16 protein-coding genes and 6 tRNA genes are annotated in these 19,264 nt (G+C 65.3%); 14 read left to right on the top strand and 8 right to left on the bottom strand.

Annotated features, from left to right (window positions below; all coding sequences use genetic code 11):
• The first annotated feature begins 186 nt into the window (after positions 1-186).
• Positions 187-822, top strand: coding sequence for a nitroreductase family protein (locus H4W30_RS40605; RefSeq protein WP_192747568.1), 636 nt, complete (start codon positions 187-189; stop codon positions 820-822).
• On the opposite strand, the gene H4W30_RS40600 is transcribed toward H4W30_RS40605, so the two are convergent.
• Together H4W30_RS40600 and H4W30_RS40595 are read right to left on the bottom strand one after the other, a co-directional pair.
• Complete coding sequence (locus H4W30_RS40600; RefSeq protein ID WP_192747567.1) at positions 800-1,456, bottom strand: alpha/beta fold hydrolase; 657 nt, start codon at positions 1,454-1,456, stop codon at positions 800-802. The two genes, H4W30_RS40605 and H4W30_RS40600, sit on opposite strands and share 23 nt — an antisense overlap.
• A gap of 28 nt (positions 1,457-1,484) precedes the next feature.
• Positions 1,485-2,132, bottom strand: coding sequence for an HNH endonuclease family protein (locus tag H4W30_RS40595; protein WP_225950985.1), 648 nt, complete (start codon positions 2,130-2,132; stop codon positions 1,485-1,487).
• 180 nt (positions 2,133-2,312) lie between these two features.
• Between H4W30_RS40595 and H4W30_RS40590 the strand changes: the two genes are divergently transcribed.
• Complete coding sequence (locus H4W30_RS40590; protein WP_126732369.1) at positions 2,313-3,305, top strand: SEL1-like repeat protein; 993 nt, start codon at positions 2,313-2,315, stop codon at positions 3,303-3,305.
• Here the strand turns inward: H4W30_RS40590 and H4W30_RS40585 are convergent.
• Both H4W30_RS40585 and H4W30_RS40580 read right to left on the bottom strand, forming a co-directional pair.
• Positions 3,302-4,195: an SWIM zinc finger family protein gene (locus H4W30_RS40585; protein ID WP_192747565.1), complete on the bottom strand. Its 894-nt coding sequence runs from the start codon at positions 4,193-4,195 to the stop codon at positions 3,302-3,304. The genes H4W30_RS40590 and H4W30_RS40585 overlap by 4 nt on opposite strands.
• A gap of 4 nt (positions 4,196-4,199) precedes the next feature.
• Positions 4,200-4,868 carry an SDR family oxidoreductase gene (locus H4W30_RS40580; protein WP_192747564.1) on the bottom strand — a complete coding sequence of 223 codons (669 nt, stop codon included), beginning with the start codon at positions 4,866-4,868 and terminating at the stop codon, positions 4,200-4,202.
• Positions 4,869-4,915: 47 nt separating this feature from the next.
• On the opposite strand from H4W30_RS40580, the gene H4W30_RS40575 reads away from it, so the two are divergent.
• The 12 genes from H4W30_RS40575 to H4W30_RS40520 all read left to right on the top strand — a co-directional run bounded on the left by H4W30_RS40575 (position 4,916) and on the right by H4W30_RS40520 (position 15,313).
• Entirely contained in the window at positions 4,916-5,554 is a 639-nt protein-coding gene (locus H4W30_RS40575) for a TetR/AcrR family transcriptional regulator (protein WP_318780763.1), read from the top strand.
• 120 nt (positions 5,555-5,674) lie between these two features.
• On the top strand, positions 5,675-7,180 hold the full coding sequence (locus H4W30_RS40570; RefSeq protein WP_192747563.1) for an ATP-binding protein: 1,506 nt from the start codon (positions 5,675-5,677) through the stop codon (positions 7,178-7,180).
• Positions 7,177-8,175, top strand: coding sequence for a PD-(D/E)XK motif protein (locus tag H4W30_RS40565; RefSeq protein ID WP_192747562.1), 999 nt, complete (start codon positions 7,177-7,179; stop codon positions 8,173-8,175). Before H4W30_RS40570 ends, H4W30_RS40565 begins: the two co-directional genes overlap by 4 nt.
• Positions 8,172-11,057: a Z1 domain-containing protein gene (locus H4W30_RS40560; RefSeq protein ID WP_192747561.1), complete on the top strand. Its 2,886-nt coding sequence runs from the start codon at positions 8,172-8,174 to the stop codon at positions 11,055-11,057. The genes H4W30_RS40565 and H4W30_RS40560 overlap by 4 nt, the downstream gene beginning before the upstream one ends.
• A gap of 68 nt (positions 11,058-11,125) precedes the next feature.
• Positions 11,126-12,427 (top strand): DNA cytosine methyltransferase, encoded by a 1,302-nt coding sequence (locus H4W30_RS40555; RefSeq protein ID WP_192747560.1) that lies wholly within the window; start codon positions 11,126-11,128, stop codon positions 12,425-12,427.
• Between the two features lie 350 nt (positions 12,428-12,777).
• Complete coding sequence (locus tag H4W30_RS44035; protein WP_225950814.1) at positions 12,778-13,161, top strand: very short patch repair endonuclease; 384 nt, start codon at positions 12,778-12,780, stop codon at positions 13,159-13,161.
• Positions 13,162-13,779 carry a hypothetical protein gene (locus H4W30_RS40545; RefSeq protein ID WP_225950813.1) on the top strand — a complete coding sequence of 206 codons (618 nt, stop codon included), beginning with the start codon at positions 13,162-13,164 and terminating at the stop codon, positions 13,777-13,779.
• A gap of 566 nt (positions 13,780-14,345) precedes the next feature.
• Positions 14,346-14,414, top strand: a tRNA-Trp gene (locus tag H4W30_RS40540).
• A 120-nt stretch (positions 14,415-14,534) separates the two neighbouring features.
• A tRNA-Arg gene (locus H4W30_RS40535) sits at positions 14,535-14,608 on the top strand.
• A 101-nt stretch (positions 14,609-14,709) separates the two neighbouring features.
• Positions 14,710-14,798 (top strand) — tRNA-Ser (locus H4W30_RS40530).
• Between the two features lie 3 nt (positions 14,799-14,801).
• Positions 14,802-14,873, top strand: a tRNA-Arg gene (locus H4W30_RS40525).
• 257 nt (positions 14,874-15,130) lie between these two features.
• Complete coding sequence (locus H4W30_RS40520; protein ID WP_192747558.1) at positions 15,131-15,313, top strand: hypothetical protein; 183 nt, start codon at positions 15,131-15,133, stop codon at positions 15,311-15,313.
• Positions 15,314-15,331: 18 nt separating this feature from the next.
• Here H4W30_RS40520 and H4W30_RS40515 read toward each other — a convergent pair.
• The 4 genes from H4W30_RS40515 to H4W30_RS40500 form a co-directional block, all read right to left on the bottom strand.
• Positions 15,332-15,405: transfer RNA gene (locus tag H4W30_RS40515), tRNA-Arg, on the bottom strand.
• A 42-nt stretch (positions 15,406-15,447) separates the two neighbouring features.
• Positions 15,448-15,537 (bottom strand) — tRNA-Ser (locus H4W30_RS40510).
• Positions 15,538-15,602: 65 nt separating this feature from the next.
• The gene (locus tag H4W30_RS40505; RefSeq protein ID WP_192747557.1) at positions 15,603-17,252 is read right to left on the bottom strand and encodes a phosphatidylglycerol lysyltransferase domain-containing protein; all 1,650 of its coding nucleotides are present in this window, start codon (positions 17,250-17,252) and stop codon (positions 15,603-15,605) included.
• 33 nt (positions 17,253-17,285) lie between these two features.
• Entirely contained in the window at positions 17,286-19,262 is a 1,977-nt protein-coding gene (locus H4W30_RS40500) for an acetoacetate--CoA ligase (RefSeq protein ID WP_192747556.1), read from the bottom strand.
• Positions 19,263-19,264: the final 2 nt, after the last annotated feature.

Raw genomic sequence — 19,264 nt, 5'->3', positions numbered from 1 at the left:
ATGTCGGCGGAGCGGGGGCGGCCCCGGAAAAGTGACAAAGGGGTGAACCCGCCCGGCCGAAGGCCCCGCTATTGCGGTGGCAGGGTGCCCTGCTCGGTCACCGCGCGTGCTCGACTGGCGAGCACCCTGCCGACGTCGATCGCGGTCGCGGGTTCACCGACAGGCAAATAACGACATAATCGCCGGATGACGCCCGAAGAGCTGCTGACGACCACCCGGACCGTCCGAAAACGACTGGACCTGACCCGGCCGGTGCCTCTCGAACTGGTCAAACACGCCCTGCAGGTGGCGCTGCAGGCGCCGAGCGGATCCAACACCCAGCGCTGGCACTGGCTCGTGATCACCGATCCCGGGCAGCGCGCCGAGCTCGGGAAGCTGTACCAGCGGGCGTGCCGCGAGTATCTCGATTCCCCGCGGGCGGCCGGGAAACTGTTCGCGGACGACCCCGAACGGTCGAAGGTGCAGAAGCGCGTCGGCTCCAGTGTCGAGTACCTGGCCGACAAGATGGGCGAGGTTCCCGTACACGTCGTCCCGTGCCTGGAGACGGACAGCGCGGAGCTGCCCGCCGGCAACCAGGCCGCCCTGTGGGGGAACCTGCTGCCCGCGGTGTGGAGCTACATGCTCGCGGCGCGGGCCGTCACGCTCGGCACCGCGTGGACGACGCTGCACCTCGCGTACGAGAAGGAGGCCGCCGAGATCCTCGGGCTGCCGGAGAACGTGCACCAGGCCGCGCTGATCCCGACGGCGTTCTACACCGGCGACACATTCAAGCCCGCCGCGCGTCAGCCGCTCGAAGAGGTCATGCGGCTGGATCGCTGGTGAGGTAGGACTCCAGCCGGTCCGCCAGTTCCTTGGGGTGGCTCAACGGCACGGAGTGCGGGCCGTCGATCTCGTCGGGGGCGAAGCCGAGCCTGTCCTGGACGACCCGGCGCTGGAACTCGGGCGTGAAGAAGCGGTCATCGCGCCCGATGAGCACCTTCGTCGGGACGTCCGGCCACTCGTCCAGCGGCCACGGCTGTCCCCATTCGGTGCTGACCTGGTTGCGGCCGTGCGAGCCCGCCTCCGCGACGATGTCCGCGGGGACGCCGTTGAAGAACTTCTCCTCGTCGGTGAGGCCCTCCGCGTCCTCGAAACCCGTGTTGCCCCACCAATCCCCCGGCGTCTCGCCCGGTTTCGGGATCATCGGGGTCAGCATCACGAGCAGCCGCGCGGAAAGCTTCCCGGCGGCGATCGGCGCGGTGAAGCCGCCGTAGGAATGGCCGAGCACCACCAGGTCTTCACGGTCGCCGACCGCGTTCATGACGGCGTCGACGTGCTCCGGGAAGCCGGCCTTCTCGTCGTCGATCGGCAGGTTCACCGCGACGACGTCGTGTCCGCGGCCGGTCAGCTCCGCCTCGAGGAGGTGGAAGTCCCAGGCGCTGCCGCCACCGCCATGGATCAGTACGAAGGTCGTCATGGCCACAGCCAACCCGAAGCCGGGCGGATCAGCAACGACCGAGCATGTCGCTGAGCGCGCTCTTCTCGGCGGTGGTGATCGTGAGGCCGTAGTAGTGCTTCACGGTGATCCAGTCGGTGGCGTAGGTGCACCAGAACGAGACGAGCGGCGGCTTCCACTGGTCCGGCGCCTTGTCGCTCTTCTCCTGGTTGACGTTGTCGGTGACGGCGAACAGCTGCGGCCTGGTCAGGTCGTTCGCGAACTGGCGCCGCTTCTCGTCGGTCCACGACTTCGCGCCGCTGACCCAGCTCTGCGCGAGCGGGACCATGTGGTCGATGTCGATGTCGGTCGGCTTCGTCCAGGTCTCGCCGTCGTAGATGCTCGTCCAGCTGCCGGAGGTCGGGGCGCAGTCGGAACCGGCCTTCACGTCCTTGCCGTCACGCTTGAGCACGAACTCGCGGGTGTTGCAGTTGTTCCCCTGGTTGTCCCAGTGCGGGTACTTCTTGCGGTCGTAGCCGTCCATCGAACCGCGCGGCGCGACGGTGAGCTCGTCCAGCTGCTTGCGCGCGTCGGCGGCGCTCGCGGGGTTGGTGGGCTTCGGCTGCAGCGCGTCGCCCTTGCCGCTCACGAACCAGAAGACCGCGAGCACGACGGCGGCGAGGGTGATCAGCAGGAGCAGCCGCTGAGCCGTGGTCATCTGGCTGGTACGCGTTGCCACCGCGCGGTTCCTCTCGACAGGGGGTTGGGGGGAGCGCCAAGTATCACCGCGTGGTGCGGGGAAACCGGGTGCGACACGGCGATGACACCCGGTAGTTGTTGTCACATCGGGGCCCTGAGCAGCGACTACCCCAGCGACGCTGCCGGAAGGAGCGGGCTTGTGGGCGACGGAAAACGTAAGTGGAACACCCGGGTCGACGACTATCTGAACCGGAAGGCCGCGGAGCGCGGGCACGTGATCGCCATGGCACGTATGGGATCCACCGCGTTGGAGCGCGGGGATCTCGACGAGGCGGAGGCGTGGTTCCGGAAGGCCGCCGAGGGCGGGGACAGGGTCGCGATGGGCAACCTGGCGCATCTCCTGACCGAGCGCGGCGTGCCCGAACAGGCCGAACGCTGGTACCGCGAAGCCGCGACCGCCGGTGATTCGCATGCCATGTCGCTTCTGGGAAATCTCTGCGCGAAACGAGGGGATTCCGACGCCGCCCAGGACTGGTGGCGGCGGGCGGCCGCCGAGGGCCGGGTCGAAGCGATGGCGGAACTGGCGCGGGCGCTGCACCGGCGCGGCGAGCTCGAAGAGGCCGAGTACTGGGCTGGCGAGGCCGCGGAGGCCGGCAACGTCGAGGGGATGATCACGCTCGGCGCCGTGCTCTGCGACACCGGCCGGACGTCCGAGGCGGATCCCTGGTGGCGCAAGGCGAGCGAAGAGGCCGACGCGACGTCGTTGATCAAACTGGGCCACCAGGCCCAGCAACGGGGCGACCTCACGCGCGCCGAAAGCTGCTATCACGCGGCCGCGGCCGCCGGTGCCCCCGACGCCGCCGTCCGCCTCGGCCTGGTGCTGCACCGTCGCGGTGAACTCGACGCCGCCGAACGCTGGTATCTCAAGGCCGCCAAGCGGGGCGACGCGGCCGCGATGACGAACCTGGGTGTGCTGGCCAACGACCGGAACGATCCCGGCGAGGCCACCGCCTGGTACCGGAAGGCCGCGGAACTCGGCAGTGTTCCCGCGTACACCAACCTCGGCAGGCTCGCCGCCGACCACGGGAACTTCCAGGAGGCCGAGCACTGGTTCCGCGCGGCCGCCGACACCGGAGACCAGGCGGGGCTGAAGGATCTGGAGGAGCTGTACCGCAACCGCCAGCGGTACTAGGCCTTCCAGTTCCGCATCGCCGCGAACCCCTCACGCAGCCGCTGGAGTTTGCGGCTGCGGTACGGGTCCTCGCCGTCGTCGAACCGCCACCGCTCCTCGACGCCGGCGCGGAACACCGCGAGCCCCTCGAAACCGAGGCCCGCGGTGAAGTCCGCGATGTTCACGTCGACCCGGCCCGACCCGTCGAGGTCCAGCCGCAGCAACCATTCCGCGAGCTCCTTGGGCTCCGGCGGCGAGTCCGCGCAGGCCTCCGCGTACAGCGCGAGCGCGCCCGTCACCTCGGAGCCGAGCGCGCCGAAGGAGTCCTCGACGAAGTCCAGCGCCTCCACCACCAGCTCGATGATGCGGCACAGCAGCGGCCCGTCCATGAGTTCCCTGGCGGTGGCGAGCACCTCGCGCACCTTCTCGGTGTACGCGACCGTGCCCTGGAAGCCGACGAAACCGCGCAACCGCAACGTTCCCTCGACGTGCCGCCGCAACGCGTCGAGGTCGCCACGGCCCGCCTTGAGCGAGAGTTTGCGGAACAGGGCCGGGTCCTCGTTCGCGTGCGCGACGAGCAGCTCGACCAGCTCGGCGCGGTCCAGGGTCTCGACGTATCCGCGGATGTCGGCCGCGCCGCCGTCCGCCACGCCCTCCAGGACCAAGAGTCCGACGGCCACGCAGTGCTTGCAGAAGAAGCCGTCCGCCGCGTGCGGGCAGGAGCACTCGCCGACCAGCTCGCCGTCGACGTTGCGCAACCGGACCGTGTACCGGTCGGTGCCGCTGACCACCGCCGTGACCCCGCCGGCGACGTCGTCCAGCGTCTCGACCGACTCCAGGTACTTGGCGCCACGCGCGAACGAGACGTCACCGGCCTGCCTGCGGAGTTCGTCCTCGCTGAACCACGTCACCGGCCTATTCTGCGCCTTGGCCCGGCGGCCCGAGGAACAACCCGCCGCTCGCCTCGATGACCTGCCCGGTCACCCACCGGGCGTCGTCGGAAGCGAGGAAGGCGACGACGTCCGCCACGTCCTCCGCGGTACCGAGCCTCCGGTGCGCGGTGAGGGTTTTGATAGCTGTCTCCAGCTCCGGCGTGAAGATCGCGCCGTTGTTCGCGGTCCTGGTGGCGCCCGGCGCGACGACGTTGACCGTGATGCCGCGGGGTCCGAGCTGGTGGGCGAGGGTGCGGCTCATCGTCTCGAGCGCGCCCTTGGTCATCGCGAAGGAGGTCTGCGCCGGGTTGGCCATCCGGGTCGCGACCGACGAGACGTTGACGATGCGGCCGCCGTCGTTCAGCGGTGCCCGCTGGATGAGGAAGTACGGCGCCTTCACGTTCACCGCCATCAGGCGATCGAAGCTTTCGGGCGTGTCCGTCTCGATCGGGCCCGCCGGCTGGGCGGCGGCGTTGTTGACCAGGATGTCCAGACTGTCGATGCCCTCAAGGGCCTTGTCGACACCTTCCATCGTCGACAAGTCGGCCTGGCCGCTGTCATGCCTCCGGACTTTGACGCCGTCTTCTTCGAGCCGCCGCGCGATCGCCGCCCCGATCCCCCGCGACGCCCCGGTCACCAATGCCGTCTTCATCGTTCACCCCAGATGTTAGTGACTAACACTTTGATAGTGTCTACCACGTGAGCCTCCGAGACCGCCAGCGCGCCGAAACCCGGCTTCAGGTGCAGACGCACGCCATCCGCCTCTTCACCGACGTCGGCTACGACGCGACCACCGTCGCCGACGTCGCCGCGGCCGCCGGCGTCTCGGCGATGACGGTCTACCGGCACTTCCCGACGAAGGAGGACCTGGTCCTCTACGACGAGTACGACCCCGTGACGGCTTCCGCCGTGCTTGATCAGCCTCCCGGCCCGCTGCCTGTGCGGATCGGGCGCGCGCTCTCGGAGACGGCCGCTCACGGGTCTTCGTCGGAGAAGGCGTTCCTGCTGGCGCGGCTACGGCTGATGATCTCGGTGCCGGCGCTGCGGGCGCGGCATCTGGACAGCCAGTACGCGACGGCGGATGCGATCGTGGCCGCTCTCGGTTGTTCGCCTTCGTCGGACGAGGAGTTTCAGGTGCGGGCTACGGCTATGGCGTGCCTTGGCGCTGCTCACGTCGCGCTGGTGCGATGGGCTGAGACGGACGGGGCGGCGGATCTGGCGGGGTTGATCAGGGAGGCTCTGACCAGCGTTTTCGGGAAAACCCGCGAGTCATCCACTCTCACAGTGGACAGCCCCGCACGCCCCAACCCGTCTCACACGAAGAGCTCCGTTTGGTAACGTACTGTAACGCGCGGCTTGCTTCGGTATATCCAATAGCGTGGCCTGCTCACTACCGGCCATGCACGGCGGCGACCCCTCGGATCGAGTCGCCGAAACGATCGGGGTGGGGAGCTGGTTATGTCCGAGTGGAGTCAAGACGTACCGACCGCCGGGAGCATCGAACTCCCGCCGGATCCGAGCACCTTGGACGCTATCGGGCGAAACCATTCGATGGAGACGGCGTTGGCCGACCTGGTCGATAACTCCATCGACGCGGGCGCGACCCACGTACTTGTCCAAATCGTCAAGACAGGCGGACGCCCACGTTCCCTCTACATCGTTGACAACGGCCGCGGGATGACGCCGGAGACGATCGACACGGCGATGACCGTCGGCCGTCGACGCGAGTACCAAGGGAGCGATCTCGGGCATTTCGGCCTTGGTTTGAAAGCCGCGTCGTTCAGTCAGGCCAGAAGTCTCACCGTGATGTCGAAGGCCGCCGGCGACGAGGTCGTCGGGCGCCGCTGGAGACTGGATGACGGCCCCCAGCGCGGCTTCGAATGCGACGTGGTCCCGGGACGATTCGCCGAGACGGAGTTCAACAGAGGCTGGCGTATCCCCCTCGCCGGAGCCGGCACCGTGATCCGATGGGACGACGTCGTCCCGTTCGCCGCCACGCATGATCCCAGGCACGTGGAGAAGATCCTCAACCACATGATCACCGCCGCCTGCCAGCACCTCGGCATGGTGTTCCACAGGTTCTTGGAAAGCAACAAGATCAGTATCGACTTCGAGGTCCGAGACGTCGACGGGGCGTTCGTGGGACCGCCCATCCCGGTCACACCACTCGACCCATTCGGATATTCGAGGTCCGCACGCCCGGACTTCCCCAAGACGCTGACCGCGGAGGTGGACGGACTCCGCCTACGGTTCCGCTGCCACCTCTGGCCTGGACGGTCGAGCAGTGCGCAGTTCATGCTGACAGGCAACCCGGCTGATCATCAGGGTTTGTACTTCTACCGGCGGGAACGGCTCCTGCAAGCAGGAGGCTGGGTCGGCGTACACGTGCCCCACAAACGGCTTTCATTCGCCCGCGTCGAGGTCGAGATCGACGACGACTCGATCAGCCTGTTCCAGTTCAACCCCGAAAAGTCGCGGGTCCTGGTCGGCTCCGAGTTCGCACGGTTGGCTTCCATGGCGCGGGCATCCGACGGGACCAGCCTGAACCAATACCTCGAAATCGCCGAAGACATCTTCAAGACCGCGAATAAACGGAATCCCAAACGAACATCCATGATCCACCCAGGGTCCGGGCTGCCGCCCCGCGTCCGTGCCACGATCGAGAAGGAAATCCCCCCAGTCGCCGGCGAGAAGCCGATCGATATCAGGTGGGCCGTCTTCCCTGACGACTCGTTCTTCCGCATCGACCGGGATGACCACACCTTGTGGCTCAACAAGCGCTACCGGAAGATGCTGCTAGGCGACAAGCATGGAGGCCTCAACGATCTACCACTGGTGAAGTCGCTCCTATACCTCTTGATCGGCAACGTATTCGAAGGCGACTATCTCGGACCGCGGGACAAAGACAACCTCGACCTTTGGCAGACCATTCTGACCACCGCCGTCCAGGCGGAGCGTCAATGACGACGAGTAAGACCTCCGACAAGCGGCACGCGTCGGCCGAAACATTCGACCGCTATCTCGCCAGCCGAGCACCGTACGACCTGCCGGTCAAAGGCGCGCCCGACGCCTTCATCTTCATCGTCCCGTCGAAGCCCGAGATCGGCCTACGAGTGCGGGTCGACTACGACGTGGAAGCTCCCGATACGGGACTCCACAACATCCTCACCCGAGTAGTGGTGCACGACGGTACGCCGTTCTTCGAGGTGGCGATCACCAGCCCCGCTCTGTTCCGCGACGCCTACCCAGTGCTGTGCTCCATGGCGGACCGTATCCAGCTCAGCGGGCTTTCACCGAGCGAGGCGTTGTGGGCCACGCTCGACAAGATGTCCACGCTCCTGCTGGCTCCCGACTCATTGTCGCGCGAACGCGAGGTGGGTCTATTCGGAGAACTCGTCGTCGTAGGTGGCCTCATAGGCTCGGTTGGGACCACGAAAGCGGTCGAGGCCTGGCGAGGAGGTACTGAGGAGCACGACTTCGGGCTCCCCTCGCAGGACGTCGAGGTCAAGACGACCATCGGCGAGCGGCGACGACATTGGATCGAGTCGTTGACCCAACTGGAACCGACGGGGAAGCGGCCGTTATGGCTGGTTTCGCACCAGCTGACCACCGCGGGCGCTGGTCGTGGTCGCACTTTGTCGGACCTCGTCGATACGATCCGATCCGAGATCGGATCAGGACCTGCCCGAAGTGGCTTCGAAAGCCGACTAGCGGACGCTGGCTGGCATGACGATCATCGGGAACGACTCAAAACCCGATGGACCCGGCGTTCGCCGAGTCAGGCCTACCCAGTGAACGAGACCTTCCCTCGGCTCACCGAGAGTGGGCTGCGGAGCAGCGGGATCCAGCTAGTGGCGATTCCCGAAGTCCGCTATCGGGTAGACCTGACCGATCTCGCCACCGCGACGGACATCCCTGAGATCATCAAAACGGCCATCGGGTTCGAAGGACGAACATGACCAATCCACTTGTCGAGGCCTACGCCAACGCACTGAGGGCGATGGAGGGTAGCGCTCCCAAAGGCCTACTCCGACGTGCCCAGGTCGAGGCCGAGGACATCGTTCCCGAACCCGACGTCTCCGAAGCACGACTTCGCGAACATCTCGAGGCATCGGATCAAGACGACCGGCTCAGAGTCGCCCTGACCCTCAACATGGGAAGGTGGGGAAACGCTCCAGTCGAGGGAAACCCGTGGACCGCCGGGACTCGCGCCAACTCAGCGGAACGCCGCGAGCTCATAATCGAGCTATTGAAAATCGAGGCGGAGACAGCTAGCGCGTTCTCGGTGCACTTCCCACTCGCCAAAGGCGACGGGACCACGGTCATCGCCGGCCCTTGGGAACCCTGGTACACCATGGAGGTTCAGCGCGATAGGGACTTCTACTGGGGTCACTACATCGAGTACTTGCGCACAAGGCGCAACTGGGGCGCTCAGGCGATCACCACCTTGGACACGGCGACCACACACATCGTGGAGCGGCTCGTCAACCCATCGCGCGCGAAGGCCGGCCAGACCAAAGGACTGGTCGTCGGGTATGTGCAGAGTGGGAAGACCGCCAACTTCACAGGAGTGATCGCGAAGGCCATCGACGCCGGCTATCGACTGATCATCGTCATGACCGGCACGACCAACCTGCTACGCGAACAGACCCAACGACGCCTCGACATGGAACTAGTCGGCCGCGAGAACATCCTGCGTGGTGTCGACGAATCAGACCCGGGTGCCGCACAGATCATCGACTACCTCGATGATGACGACGACTGGAACAACGACAGGTTCGTCCGTCACGGAGTTCGACCATCGGAGGTCGGCAAACCCGACATCCACCGTATGACCACCCAGCGCCGCGACTACCGTCGTCTCCAGCAAGGCCTACCCGCGCTGGAATTCGAGCGCCGGGACCGAACCAAGCAGCTATGGCATCCCGACAACCTGTTCACCAGTGACGCCAGATTGATTATCGTCAAAAAGAACACGTCGGTGTTGAACAACCTGGTCAAGGACCTCAAGAACAATGCGGACAAGCTCGACGACATCCCCACATTGATCATCGACGATGAATCCGACCAGGCATCAGTCAACACCACAGATCCCAGGAAGTGGAAGGAAGAGCAGAAGAAGCGCACCGCTATCAACCAACATCTGTCCAACCTGCTGCACATCCTGCCACGAGCGCAGTATGTCGGGTACACGGCCACGCCGTTCGCGAATGTCTTCGTGGACCCCTCGGACGATGAAGACATTTTCCCCAAGGACTATCTGATCTCTTTGGAACGCCCAGAGGGATATATGGGCGCCGATGATTTCCACGATCTCGATCTCGCGATCCCGGACTCCGAGAAGACATTCGCCAACTCCAAGGAGAAGGCACACGTCAGGCTCGTCGGCAAGCAAGCGGACGAGGACGACGAAGCGGAGGAGGACGACCTCCAAGACGCCCTGGATTCGTTTGTGCTCGCGGGGGCCATCAAGCTATACCGCGAAGCGCATGGAGCGAAGCCGTTCAAGCACCACACGATGCTTGTACACGAGGCGATGCGCAAAGCCGCGCACAAGACAAGGTCCGAGTCCATCCAAGACTTGTGGAACGTCAGTGGCTATCTGAGTGGCGGTGCCTCGGAAAGGCTTCGGCAACTTTTCCTCGACGACTTCGCGCCGGTCACCGCCGCACTCGATCTCGGCCACGCGATGCCGGCGTCGTTCGACGACCTCGTTCCCCACCTGGGTGTAGCCGCACGTCAGATCGCCCCGAACGGTAATCCGGTCCTGGTCATCAACAGTGACAAAGACATCGAGCAGGAGAACCTCGACTTCGACAAGCGGCCGGTGTGGCGGATTCTCGTGGGTGGGAACTCCCTGGCGCGGGGGTTCACGGTCGAAGGACTGACGGTGACCTACTATTCCCGCAACGTCGGGCACTCCGAAGCACTGATGCAGATGGGCCGATGGTTCGGATTCCGCCCAGGGTACCGCGACCTGGTCCGACTCTTCGTCACCCGCAAGGTCCGCGACGCGTTCGAGGCGGCTTGTAGGGACGAGGAGGAGTTCCGTCGCGAACTCCGCCAGTACGCGACCATGGTCGATGGTCGCCCCCTGATCACGCCGAAGGACATCCAACCGCAAGTGATGAGGCACGGCGGACTTCGGCCAACCGCACCGAACAAGATGTACAACGCGAGGCTGGTCGAGCGTAGGACCCGGACAAAGGAACCCAGTTCCGGCTACCCGAACCTGGACGACCAGTCCGCACTAAGCCACAATATCGATGCCTGCCGCCCGCTACTCAAGGCGGCCAAGCACCACACTTCTTTAAAGGCCGGTCGCACCTTCGAAGCGCTCACTGGAACGGTCACGCACAAAGAGATGATCGACGTCCTCAGCGAACTGAAATGGGCCAAGGACGACACTTTCACCGCCGACCTCGCGTGGATCGCGAGCTTGCCGGAGGACATCGTCGACCAGTGGCATATCGTTCTGCCTCAACAAAAAACAGGAAGGCGGATCAGCATCGAGGGAGTCGGCGAGTTCACGGTCCACGGCCGCAAAGTCGAGAAAGAGAACCGCATACGAGGGAACTCCGAGAGCGCACATCGCAAGGCTCTCGATGACCTCGCCGACAAGACCCCGACGTCGGGCTGCGCCATCTTGTACCCGGTGATGGACAAGGACCGACCAGACGTCGAGGTCGACGATGACGGGTACCCGATCGGCGTTGTGATGGCGCTCATGCTCCAACTTCCGGACGCCGCGGTACCCGATGATCGCAAGCCGCTCGTCTACAAGGTCCAAATCCCGGAGAAACCCTACTACGCGCTGGTCGACGAGCCATCGAAACCCTGATCCACCAGGCGAGAAAGTACCGCGTGCCTACGCGAGCCACAAAGGTGGACACGGTAGAATCCCACGCCATGGCCGATGACCAAGAACCGACAGGACGTACGTCTGTCGAGCTGTTCGCAGGCGGCGGAGGTCTGGCCATGGCCGTCCACCGCGCGGGTTTCCGGCCGCTCTTGCTGAACGAGTACGTCAAGCACGCGTGCGACACACTCGAAGCCAACGGGGCCGTCCCGCGAGGAGAAGACGAGAGGATCCCGGAGGCGGGCGAACCCTGGCCCCTGGTCCGCGGCGATGTCCGAGACCTCAAAATGGGATACCTACAGGGCGAAGTTGATCTCCTCGCCGGTGGGCCACCTTGCCAGCCATTCAGTCTCGGCGGGGTCGCCAAAGGCGATGAAGACAAACGCAACATGTTCCCGGAGATGTTCCGCGCCATTCGCGAGATTCAGCCGAAGGCCGTTATTTGCGAGAACGTCCGGGGCCTACTCAGACCTTCGTTCAAGCCGTATTTCGATTACATTTTACGCGAGTTGGAGTTTCCGTTCGAGGAGCGTGATCCGGCAGCCACATGGCTCCAACATGACGCTCTTCTTCGCACAAAGGCGCAGCAGGGAACCACCGACTCCCTTGAACGATATCGCGTTTTCAAGTTCGAAGTCAATGCAGCCGACTACGGTGTTCCACAGATCCGTAATCGAGTCATAATCATCGCTTTCCGAGGCGATCTGGACATCGACGAAACGATCTTGCACGATGCCGTTAAGAAGACACACTCCGAGGAAGCCCTCCTCCATTCCCTGAGCACCGGTACGTACTGGGAACGCCATGCCAAGGTACCCAAACACGTCCGCGACCACGTCAGCAAAGGCGTTCAGAGCGAGCTATCGATCACAAACGACAAGCTCAAGCCGTGGCGCACCCTACGCGACGCGATCGCGGGTTTCGACGGCGAACGAGAACCCCTACCCCAGATCAAGTGGGACAAACTCGATCGAGTCCAATACGACGACATGCCCTTGGATCACATCGGCTGGCCGGACGCACGGATCTACCCGGGCCACACCCCCAACGTGCTCGACCGACCGGCGAAGACCGTCAAGGCGGGCGTACATGGGGTCCCAGGCGGGGAATCCGTCATGCTCACCGACTCTCGCGTCAGCGGGCTCAAGTCTCCATCGGGACAACGCTACCGGCACAGGTATATGACGGTGCGGGAGACGGCCAGGGTCATGACTTTTCCTGATGAGTGGCGACTGAGCGGCCCGCGGGGTGAACAGATGCGGCAACTCGGCAACGCGGTCCCCGTCCTCCTAGGGGAGGTTTTCGCCAAGGCCGTCGCGAAGGTCTTGGACGAGGTTGAGAATCGAACGTGACCACCGCACCCGCGCGGGCATGGAAGCCGAAGCCTGGACGATCACAGGCACTTGTCGAGGCCGAACAGGACAAGGCGGCTGGAGGTCCCCACCGACGTGCGGTGTTCATAACCGCTACCCATACCGTCCGCGCGTCCGTGGTGTTGAAAGCGAATCAGAACACTGTCCGCGCGTATCTGCGTTGGCGATCGGAAGGTCGTTACTCGACCAGATCCCTCGGACCAGTCAGGCACGCGACCAGGCCGGAGAACCTCGCCCAAGGATGGGAACTCGCGAGATCTCAAGGTTTGGCCCACGATGAACACCCACCTCCTGGTTCGTGGGCTTCGTCTCCTTCTGTTCGGACTTCCATGCAGGGCAACCGCGGGCGCGACACCCGTCCGGAGCGCCGGTTGCGCACCCGGCTACACGCACGCGGTCTGCGTTATCGTGTGTCGGCACGCCCACTTCCCGGCCTGCGACGTACAGCCGACATCGTTTTCCCTAAGGCGAAAGTCGCGATCTTCGTAGATGGTTGCTATTGGCATGGGTGTCCTGACCACCATCGCCAGGCCAAGACGAACTCGCAATTTTGGAAGAAGAAGATCGCCGACAACAAGCGACGAGACGCCGAAACAAGCAGTATTCTTGAGGAAAACGGGTGGACCGTCCTCCGCTTCTGGGAGCATGAGGATGCGGCGCAGGCCGCAGATGAGGTTTTCATGGCGTTAGCTGAATCCAGCAACCATCGCTAATTGGAGTTTTCATTGCCTAAGCCCGACATCCCCGTCCCCAAGGAAGTCCGCGACTCCGTCATTCAGGAAATCTACCGACAAGTGGAGGAAGTCGACTGGGAGGACCTCTCAGACCGAGACAAGTCAGCGCACTACGCACGCTGGGTAGCGGACGCGAAGATCGGTGACGTACTAGCGGACTATTACACCGCCGACGGGATGCGGGTCTGGCTCAAGGACACGCCGCTCAAGGAGTACGCGCGGGCGGTCGAGGATTTTGGCCCGTTCGCGAAATACACGCAGAAGCGGCTAACGCCACCCACCGAGTTTGTGCCGCCAATACTCGGAGCTCGATGGAGAATGGTTCCTGGCAGCATACGCGAGAAACCGATGCACTGCGTATTCACCGACGGATCCGAGGAGCGATACGTTTGCTGGGGTAAACCTCGCAGCTTCAGCATTCTTCTATGGGCCGCCGTGAACAACGCGGTAACCACGCACACCCGCCCCCTCATAGTGGTTTTCCTGAGGGCCGGAAAGCCCATCGATGAGGATCAGAAGGTTTTTCATGAGAAGATAGCCTCACATTGCTCTCTTGATATGACATACGTACATCGCCATTTGGAAGTGAAGCCGTAGCGGCCATCATAGTCACTTCTGACAAGCGGAGCCGGCTAATTCGAGGTCGCCGGACAAAACGATGACTGTCGCGGTCAACCGAAGTCGAGTGCGGCGGCCACCCGCTTGAGGCCATATCCATTCGGGTACTGCGGCGCCAGGCAGGTACGAACCGGACATTCAATGATCTGACAGGCCGGTCAACCGACTGATCCGGCTGGGCAAGTCGCGGCCCGCGAGCCGATGGCTATCGGTGTCCCACCCTAGGTCACTGTTCATGTGGCGTGTCAAAACATGATTGCGCGGCAGCGAGCCATGCGTCATAGTTAGAGCACTCGACCAATCCCAGGAGCAGCCATGATGAACAGCCACGAGCGAAAGGCGCAGCGTCGGCATTCGGCCGCCGCGTCCATCGCCGTGTGTTCGTCGCCTTGCTCCTGGCGACGTTCACGACGCTACGACCAGCGAATTCTGGTCGACAAGGGCTCCCCATCATGACGCCATAGCGCGTTTGATGCCAGGGAGCCGCCCATCGGGAAACCGATCCGGGCGGCTTCTCTCTTTTTGCTGCGCGAAAGCAATTCCCTATCGGCGAGCTTGGGAAGCGGAACGGTCTCCAAAACCGTGTCCAGGGGGTTCGACTCCTCCCGCCGGTGCTCGACGCTGGCCATTTCAGCGCGAACCTTGAGAACTGAAGACTTTTTCCAAAGCTCGTCCCCGTCGCCCCGAGGCGGCCAGGACGAGCGCCGGTGGAGGCGTGCACTCGCCTCCACTTCACCCCTGTAGCTCAGGTGGACAGAGCGCCGCACTACGAATGCGGAGGTCCCAGGTTCGAGTCCTGGCAGGGGTACTGGTCGGCGTATCCGAGGGGGATACGCCGGTCGACGGATGTGGGGCACTGGCGACCCGCCTGATTCGGGCTCAGTCACCGCGTCCGACGAGCAGCACCAAGGAGGATTGGCCGAGCCCGGTAAGGCAACCGTCCCGAAAACGGTGGTCGGCGTGAGAACGTCGCGCAGGTTCGAATCCTGCATCCTCCGCAAGCCCTCGTGGTCCAACGGATACGACGCCGGCGTCCGAAGCCGGGAACGCAGGTTCGACTCCTGCCGAGGGCACAGCGACTGAACCCGGGTTCCGGAGCTCAGAATCCCCATGACGTCCAGCGCTGAGGCTCCGAACACCAGCCCCACACCTTGGCTTGAAGTGGTACCGCGATCGAGGACCTCGCGTCGGCTGACCGACTGGGCGGCAAGGGTCCTTCCCCTCGCGGATACGGCAGCGGCCGCCGGACGCAGATCGCTTACGCGTTAAGGGTTCTGCTGCGAGCACCGTGACTTCGACGCGAACTGAGCGCGCCGGTGCGGGAGCGCTCATGGCGATCCTGCGCCGAAGCGACTGGTTCACGCAGATGATCCCCGACGAGACGCGCACGACGAGCACACTCCGGCTGGTTCTCATCGTCGCCGTGTTGATGCTCGCGATCACTTCGCTGCAGGCGGCGCTGAGTCCACAAAGGACAGACAAAAAGGCCCTCCCGCGAACGGGAGGGCCTTAGTGCTGTCTCAACCAGACGTGCGCCCGAAGGGATTCGAACCCCTGACCTTCTGATCCGTAGTCAGATGCTCTATCCAGCTGAGCTACGGGCGCTTGTTCAGTTATCAATCTAGCACCTGCCGGAACAGGCACCAGCGGAGGCTCCGGGATTTGAACCCGGGAGGGGGGGTTACCCCCAACCGCATTAGCAGTGCGGCGCCATAGACCAGACTAGGCGAAGCCTCCCAGGCCCAACGACCACTGCTCAAATAGGTTACACACCCCGCGGACCCCCTCGGAAGGCACCCCCCTTAGACGCGTTGCAGGGCTCTGAGCAGGCGATATGGGCGCCCGCCGAGTCCTTCGGCTTCGAAGACGGCGACGCCGACTCGGGGGAGGTCGCGGGCTGCAGGGTAGGTCAGGTAGCGCGGGACCCAGCGGGGCTGGAACTTCGCGTTGAAGCGGTACAGGGTCTCGATCTGGATCCAGCGTGAGAAGAATCGCAGTGTCCGGGCGGACAGGCGGGCGACGGGGCCGGCGCCGATGCGCTGGCCTTGCTCCAACACCGCGCGGAAGGCGGCGAAGTTCAGGGAGACGTGCTCGGCGGGGGTCGTCAGGAGCAGCTCGGAGATCATCAGTTCGTTGACGCCGTTGTCGGCGGTCCGGTCACGGCGCATGACGTCCAGGGAGAGGCCCTTCTCGCCCCAGGGCACGAACTGGAGGACGCCGCGCACCCGCCCGTCGTGTTCGGCGGTCACCAGGATCGAGCCTGGGTCGCCCATGCGGCCGAGTGCCATCGAGAAGCCGCGTTCCGTATCCGTGCCGCGCCAGGTGGCCGCGAGGGCCCGGAGTTCGTCGAGCTCCCCAGGCGACAGGTCTTCGGCTTTCCGGATGCGCGCGGTGTAGCCGGCGCGCTTCGTGCGTGAGACGGCTTGGCGGACTCCGCGCATGACGCGGCCTTCGAGGGTGAAGGTGTCGGTGTCGACGACGGCCTCGTCGCCGATCTCCAGCACTTCGAGCCCGAAGCGTGCCCAGACGGTCGCACCCGGTTCCGAGCAGCCCATGGCCGCCGGGGTCCAGGCGTACCGCCGGCAGACGTCCAGGTACTCCTCGATCGCGCCAGGCCACGCTTCCGGGTCACCGAGCGGGTCCGCCGAGCACAGCGCGACCCCGGCGATCACCCGATAGGTCACCGCGGCCTTCCCCGACTTCGAGAAGACCACGAACTTGTCCCGGCGCAGGGCGAAGTACCCCAGCGAGTCCCGTTCCCCCAGCAGGCCCCTGAGCCGCTCGATCTCGTCGTCGGTCAGCTCCGGCGCGGGTTCGGCCGAGCGGAGCAGGAAGTACGCCGCCAGCAGCACCGCGGCGATCCCGAACAGCAGGCCGACGGCGGCCGACAGGTCCTCCAGCCACAGCGCGGGGAACGTCACCGGGCCGCTCACGCCGACCAGGGCCAGCGTCGACTGCACCAGGCGGTCGCCGACACTCGAAGAACCGAGCGCGACCGACAGCAGCACGAAGTTGATCGCGACCCCGGCCAGCGCCAGCTGCAGGAAGACCCGGACCGCGCGCCACCGGCCGGTGACCGGATCGGGCAGCGCGATGAAGTGGCGGCGCGTCGCGATCAGGGCGATCAGCAGTGCAAGCGACACAAGACCCGCTCCGAGGGCGTGCCGCAGCCCGAGGTGCGACACGGTCAGCAGCGCGGCGGTGGCGACCGCCAGCTGCCAGGCCCGCCGCTTGCGCCGCTTGAGACCGGTGGCGAGCAGCATCAGCAGCACCCCGGTCACCAGCACGACCGTCGCCGCGCCGACCGTGGCCTCGTGCGGCAGTTCCAGCCATTCGGCGACGCGTCCGCGCAGGGCGCGCCGCCCGGCCGGGACCAGCACCGAGACCACGGCCAGCAGTCCGGCCAGCCGCGTCACCCAGGTGATCACCGCCACCGAGGTGGCCCCAGCCACCCGCCAAGCGCCCGCCAAGTCCCGCCCCTACGTTCAGCTCCTCGCCAGCTCCACGAACGGTACAAGGGCGTCGGGATTCAGCAGGGCGTCCCGGCTCACGGCGCGATCAGGGGAAACACCCGAAAGGATCTTCTTGACCGGAACCTCGCATTTCTTCCCGTTGAGCGTCCGGGGCACCTCACTCACCTGGACGAACCGGTCGGGCACGTGCCGCGGCGAGAGGGCCCCGCGCAGTTCCTTGCGCAGGGCGGGCTCGACCTCGTCGAGCGACGCGCCCTCGGCCAGCACGAGGAAGCACAACAGCTGCCCATCCTCGTTGCCCGCCGCCGACGTGTCGATCACCAGCGAGTCCGCGACCTGGTCGAACGATTCCACGACGCGGTAGAACTCCGCCGTGCCCATCCGGACGCCGCCACGATTGAGTGTCGAGTCGCTGCGCCCGTAGATGACGGCGGAGCCGCGTCCGGTGATCCGGATCCAGTCGCCGTGCCGCCAGATCCCGGGGTACATCTCGAAGTACGCCTCGCGCAGCCGCGAGCCGTCCGGGTCGTTCCAGAAGAACACCGGCATCGACGGCATCGGCTCGGTGATCACCAGTTCGCCGACCGTCTCCACCACGGGTTTCCCGGCCTCGTCGAACGCGGCGACGGCGGCGCCGAGCGCGCGGACCGAGAGCTCGCCCAGCCACACCGGGACGTCCGGGGCCGACGCGACGAACGCCGCGCACAGGTCCGTGCCGCCGGACACCGAGCAGATCTGGACGCGTTTGCCGACCTCGTCGACGATCCACCGGAAGCCCTCGACGCTCAGCGGCGCGCCGGTGGATCCCAAGGCGCGCAACGCGGTGAGGTCGTACCGCTCAGCCGGTTTGATGCCGGCCTTCAGACAGCTCTGAATGTACGGCGCCGACGTGCCGAAATAGGTGACACGGTGCTGCTCGGCCAAGTGCCACAACACGTTCAGGTCCGGATGGCCGGGGCTGCCGTCGAAGAGCACGATCGTGGTGCCGGTCAGCAGGCCGGAGATGAGGAAGTTCCACATCATCCAGCCGGTGGTGGTGAACCAGAAGAACCGATCGCCGGGGCCGAGATCGCTTTGCAGCGCGAGGGCTTTGAGGTGTTCGAGGGTGATGCCGCCGTGCCCGTGGACGATGCCCTTCGGCAGGCCGGTGGTCCCCGAGGAGTACAGCACCCACAGCGGGTGGGCGAAGTCGACCGGCTCGAACGCCAGCTCCGCGCCTTCGTTGTCGGCGAGCAGCTTGTCCCAGTCGAGCGTGCCGTCGAGGCGGCCGCCGGCGTAGTCGACGAGCACGGTCGCTTCGAGCGTGGGGATCTCGTCCCGCAGGGAGTTCACCGTCGACCTGCTGTCGAACCACCGTCCATTGTAGACGTAGCCGTTGACCGCGATCAGCACCTTCGGCTCGATCTGCGCGAAGCGGTCGGTGATCGCGCGGACGCCGAAGTCCGGCGAGCACGACGACCAGATCGCGCCGAGGCTCGCGGTGGCGAGGAAGGCGATCAGCGTCTGCGGGCAGTTCGGCGCCAGCGCGACGACCCTGTCCCCTTTGGACACTCCCAGCTTCCGCAGCCCTTCTCGCGCGGAGGCGACAGCGGATCGCAGGGCGCCGTACGTCAGCTGCGACGAGAGGCCGTCTTCGCGGTGGAAGATCACGGCGACCTCGTCGTCGGCCTTCGCGGCGCCCGCGACACCGGGCATGAGCGAGTGCTCGGCGTAGTTCAGCGTGCCGCCCGCGAACCACTGGGCGTTCGGCATCTCGCCGGTGAGCACCTCACCGGGCTGGTCGTGCCAGCGCACGCCCAGGAAGCCGGCGACGGCGGACCAGAACTCCGGCCCGCGCCGCACGGAGAACTCCCACAGCGCGTTGTAGTCGTCGACCTCCACGCCGCGTTCGGTGCGCAGCCACTGGCGGAACGCGTCGATCTTGGTGTCGGACAGGCGGCTCGGCTCAGGGCGCCAGAGCACTTCTGGGGCGTCGGCGGTGTGCGTCACCC

This window comes from Amycolatopsis roodepoortensis, assembly GCF_014873915.1.
Taxonomy (GTDB): domain Bacteria; phylum Actinomycetota; class Actinomycetes; order Mycobacteriales; family Pseudonocardiaceae; genus Amycolatopsis; species Amycolatopsis roodepoortensis.
This window is presented reverse-complemented; position numbering and strand designations above follow the sequence as displayed.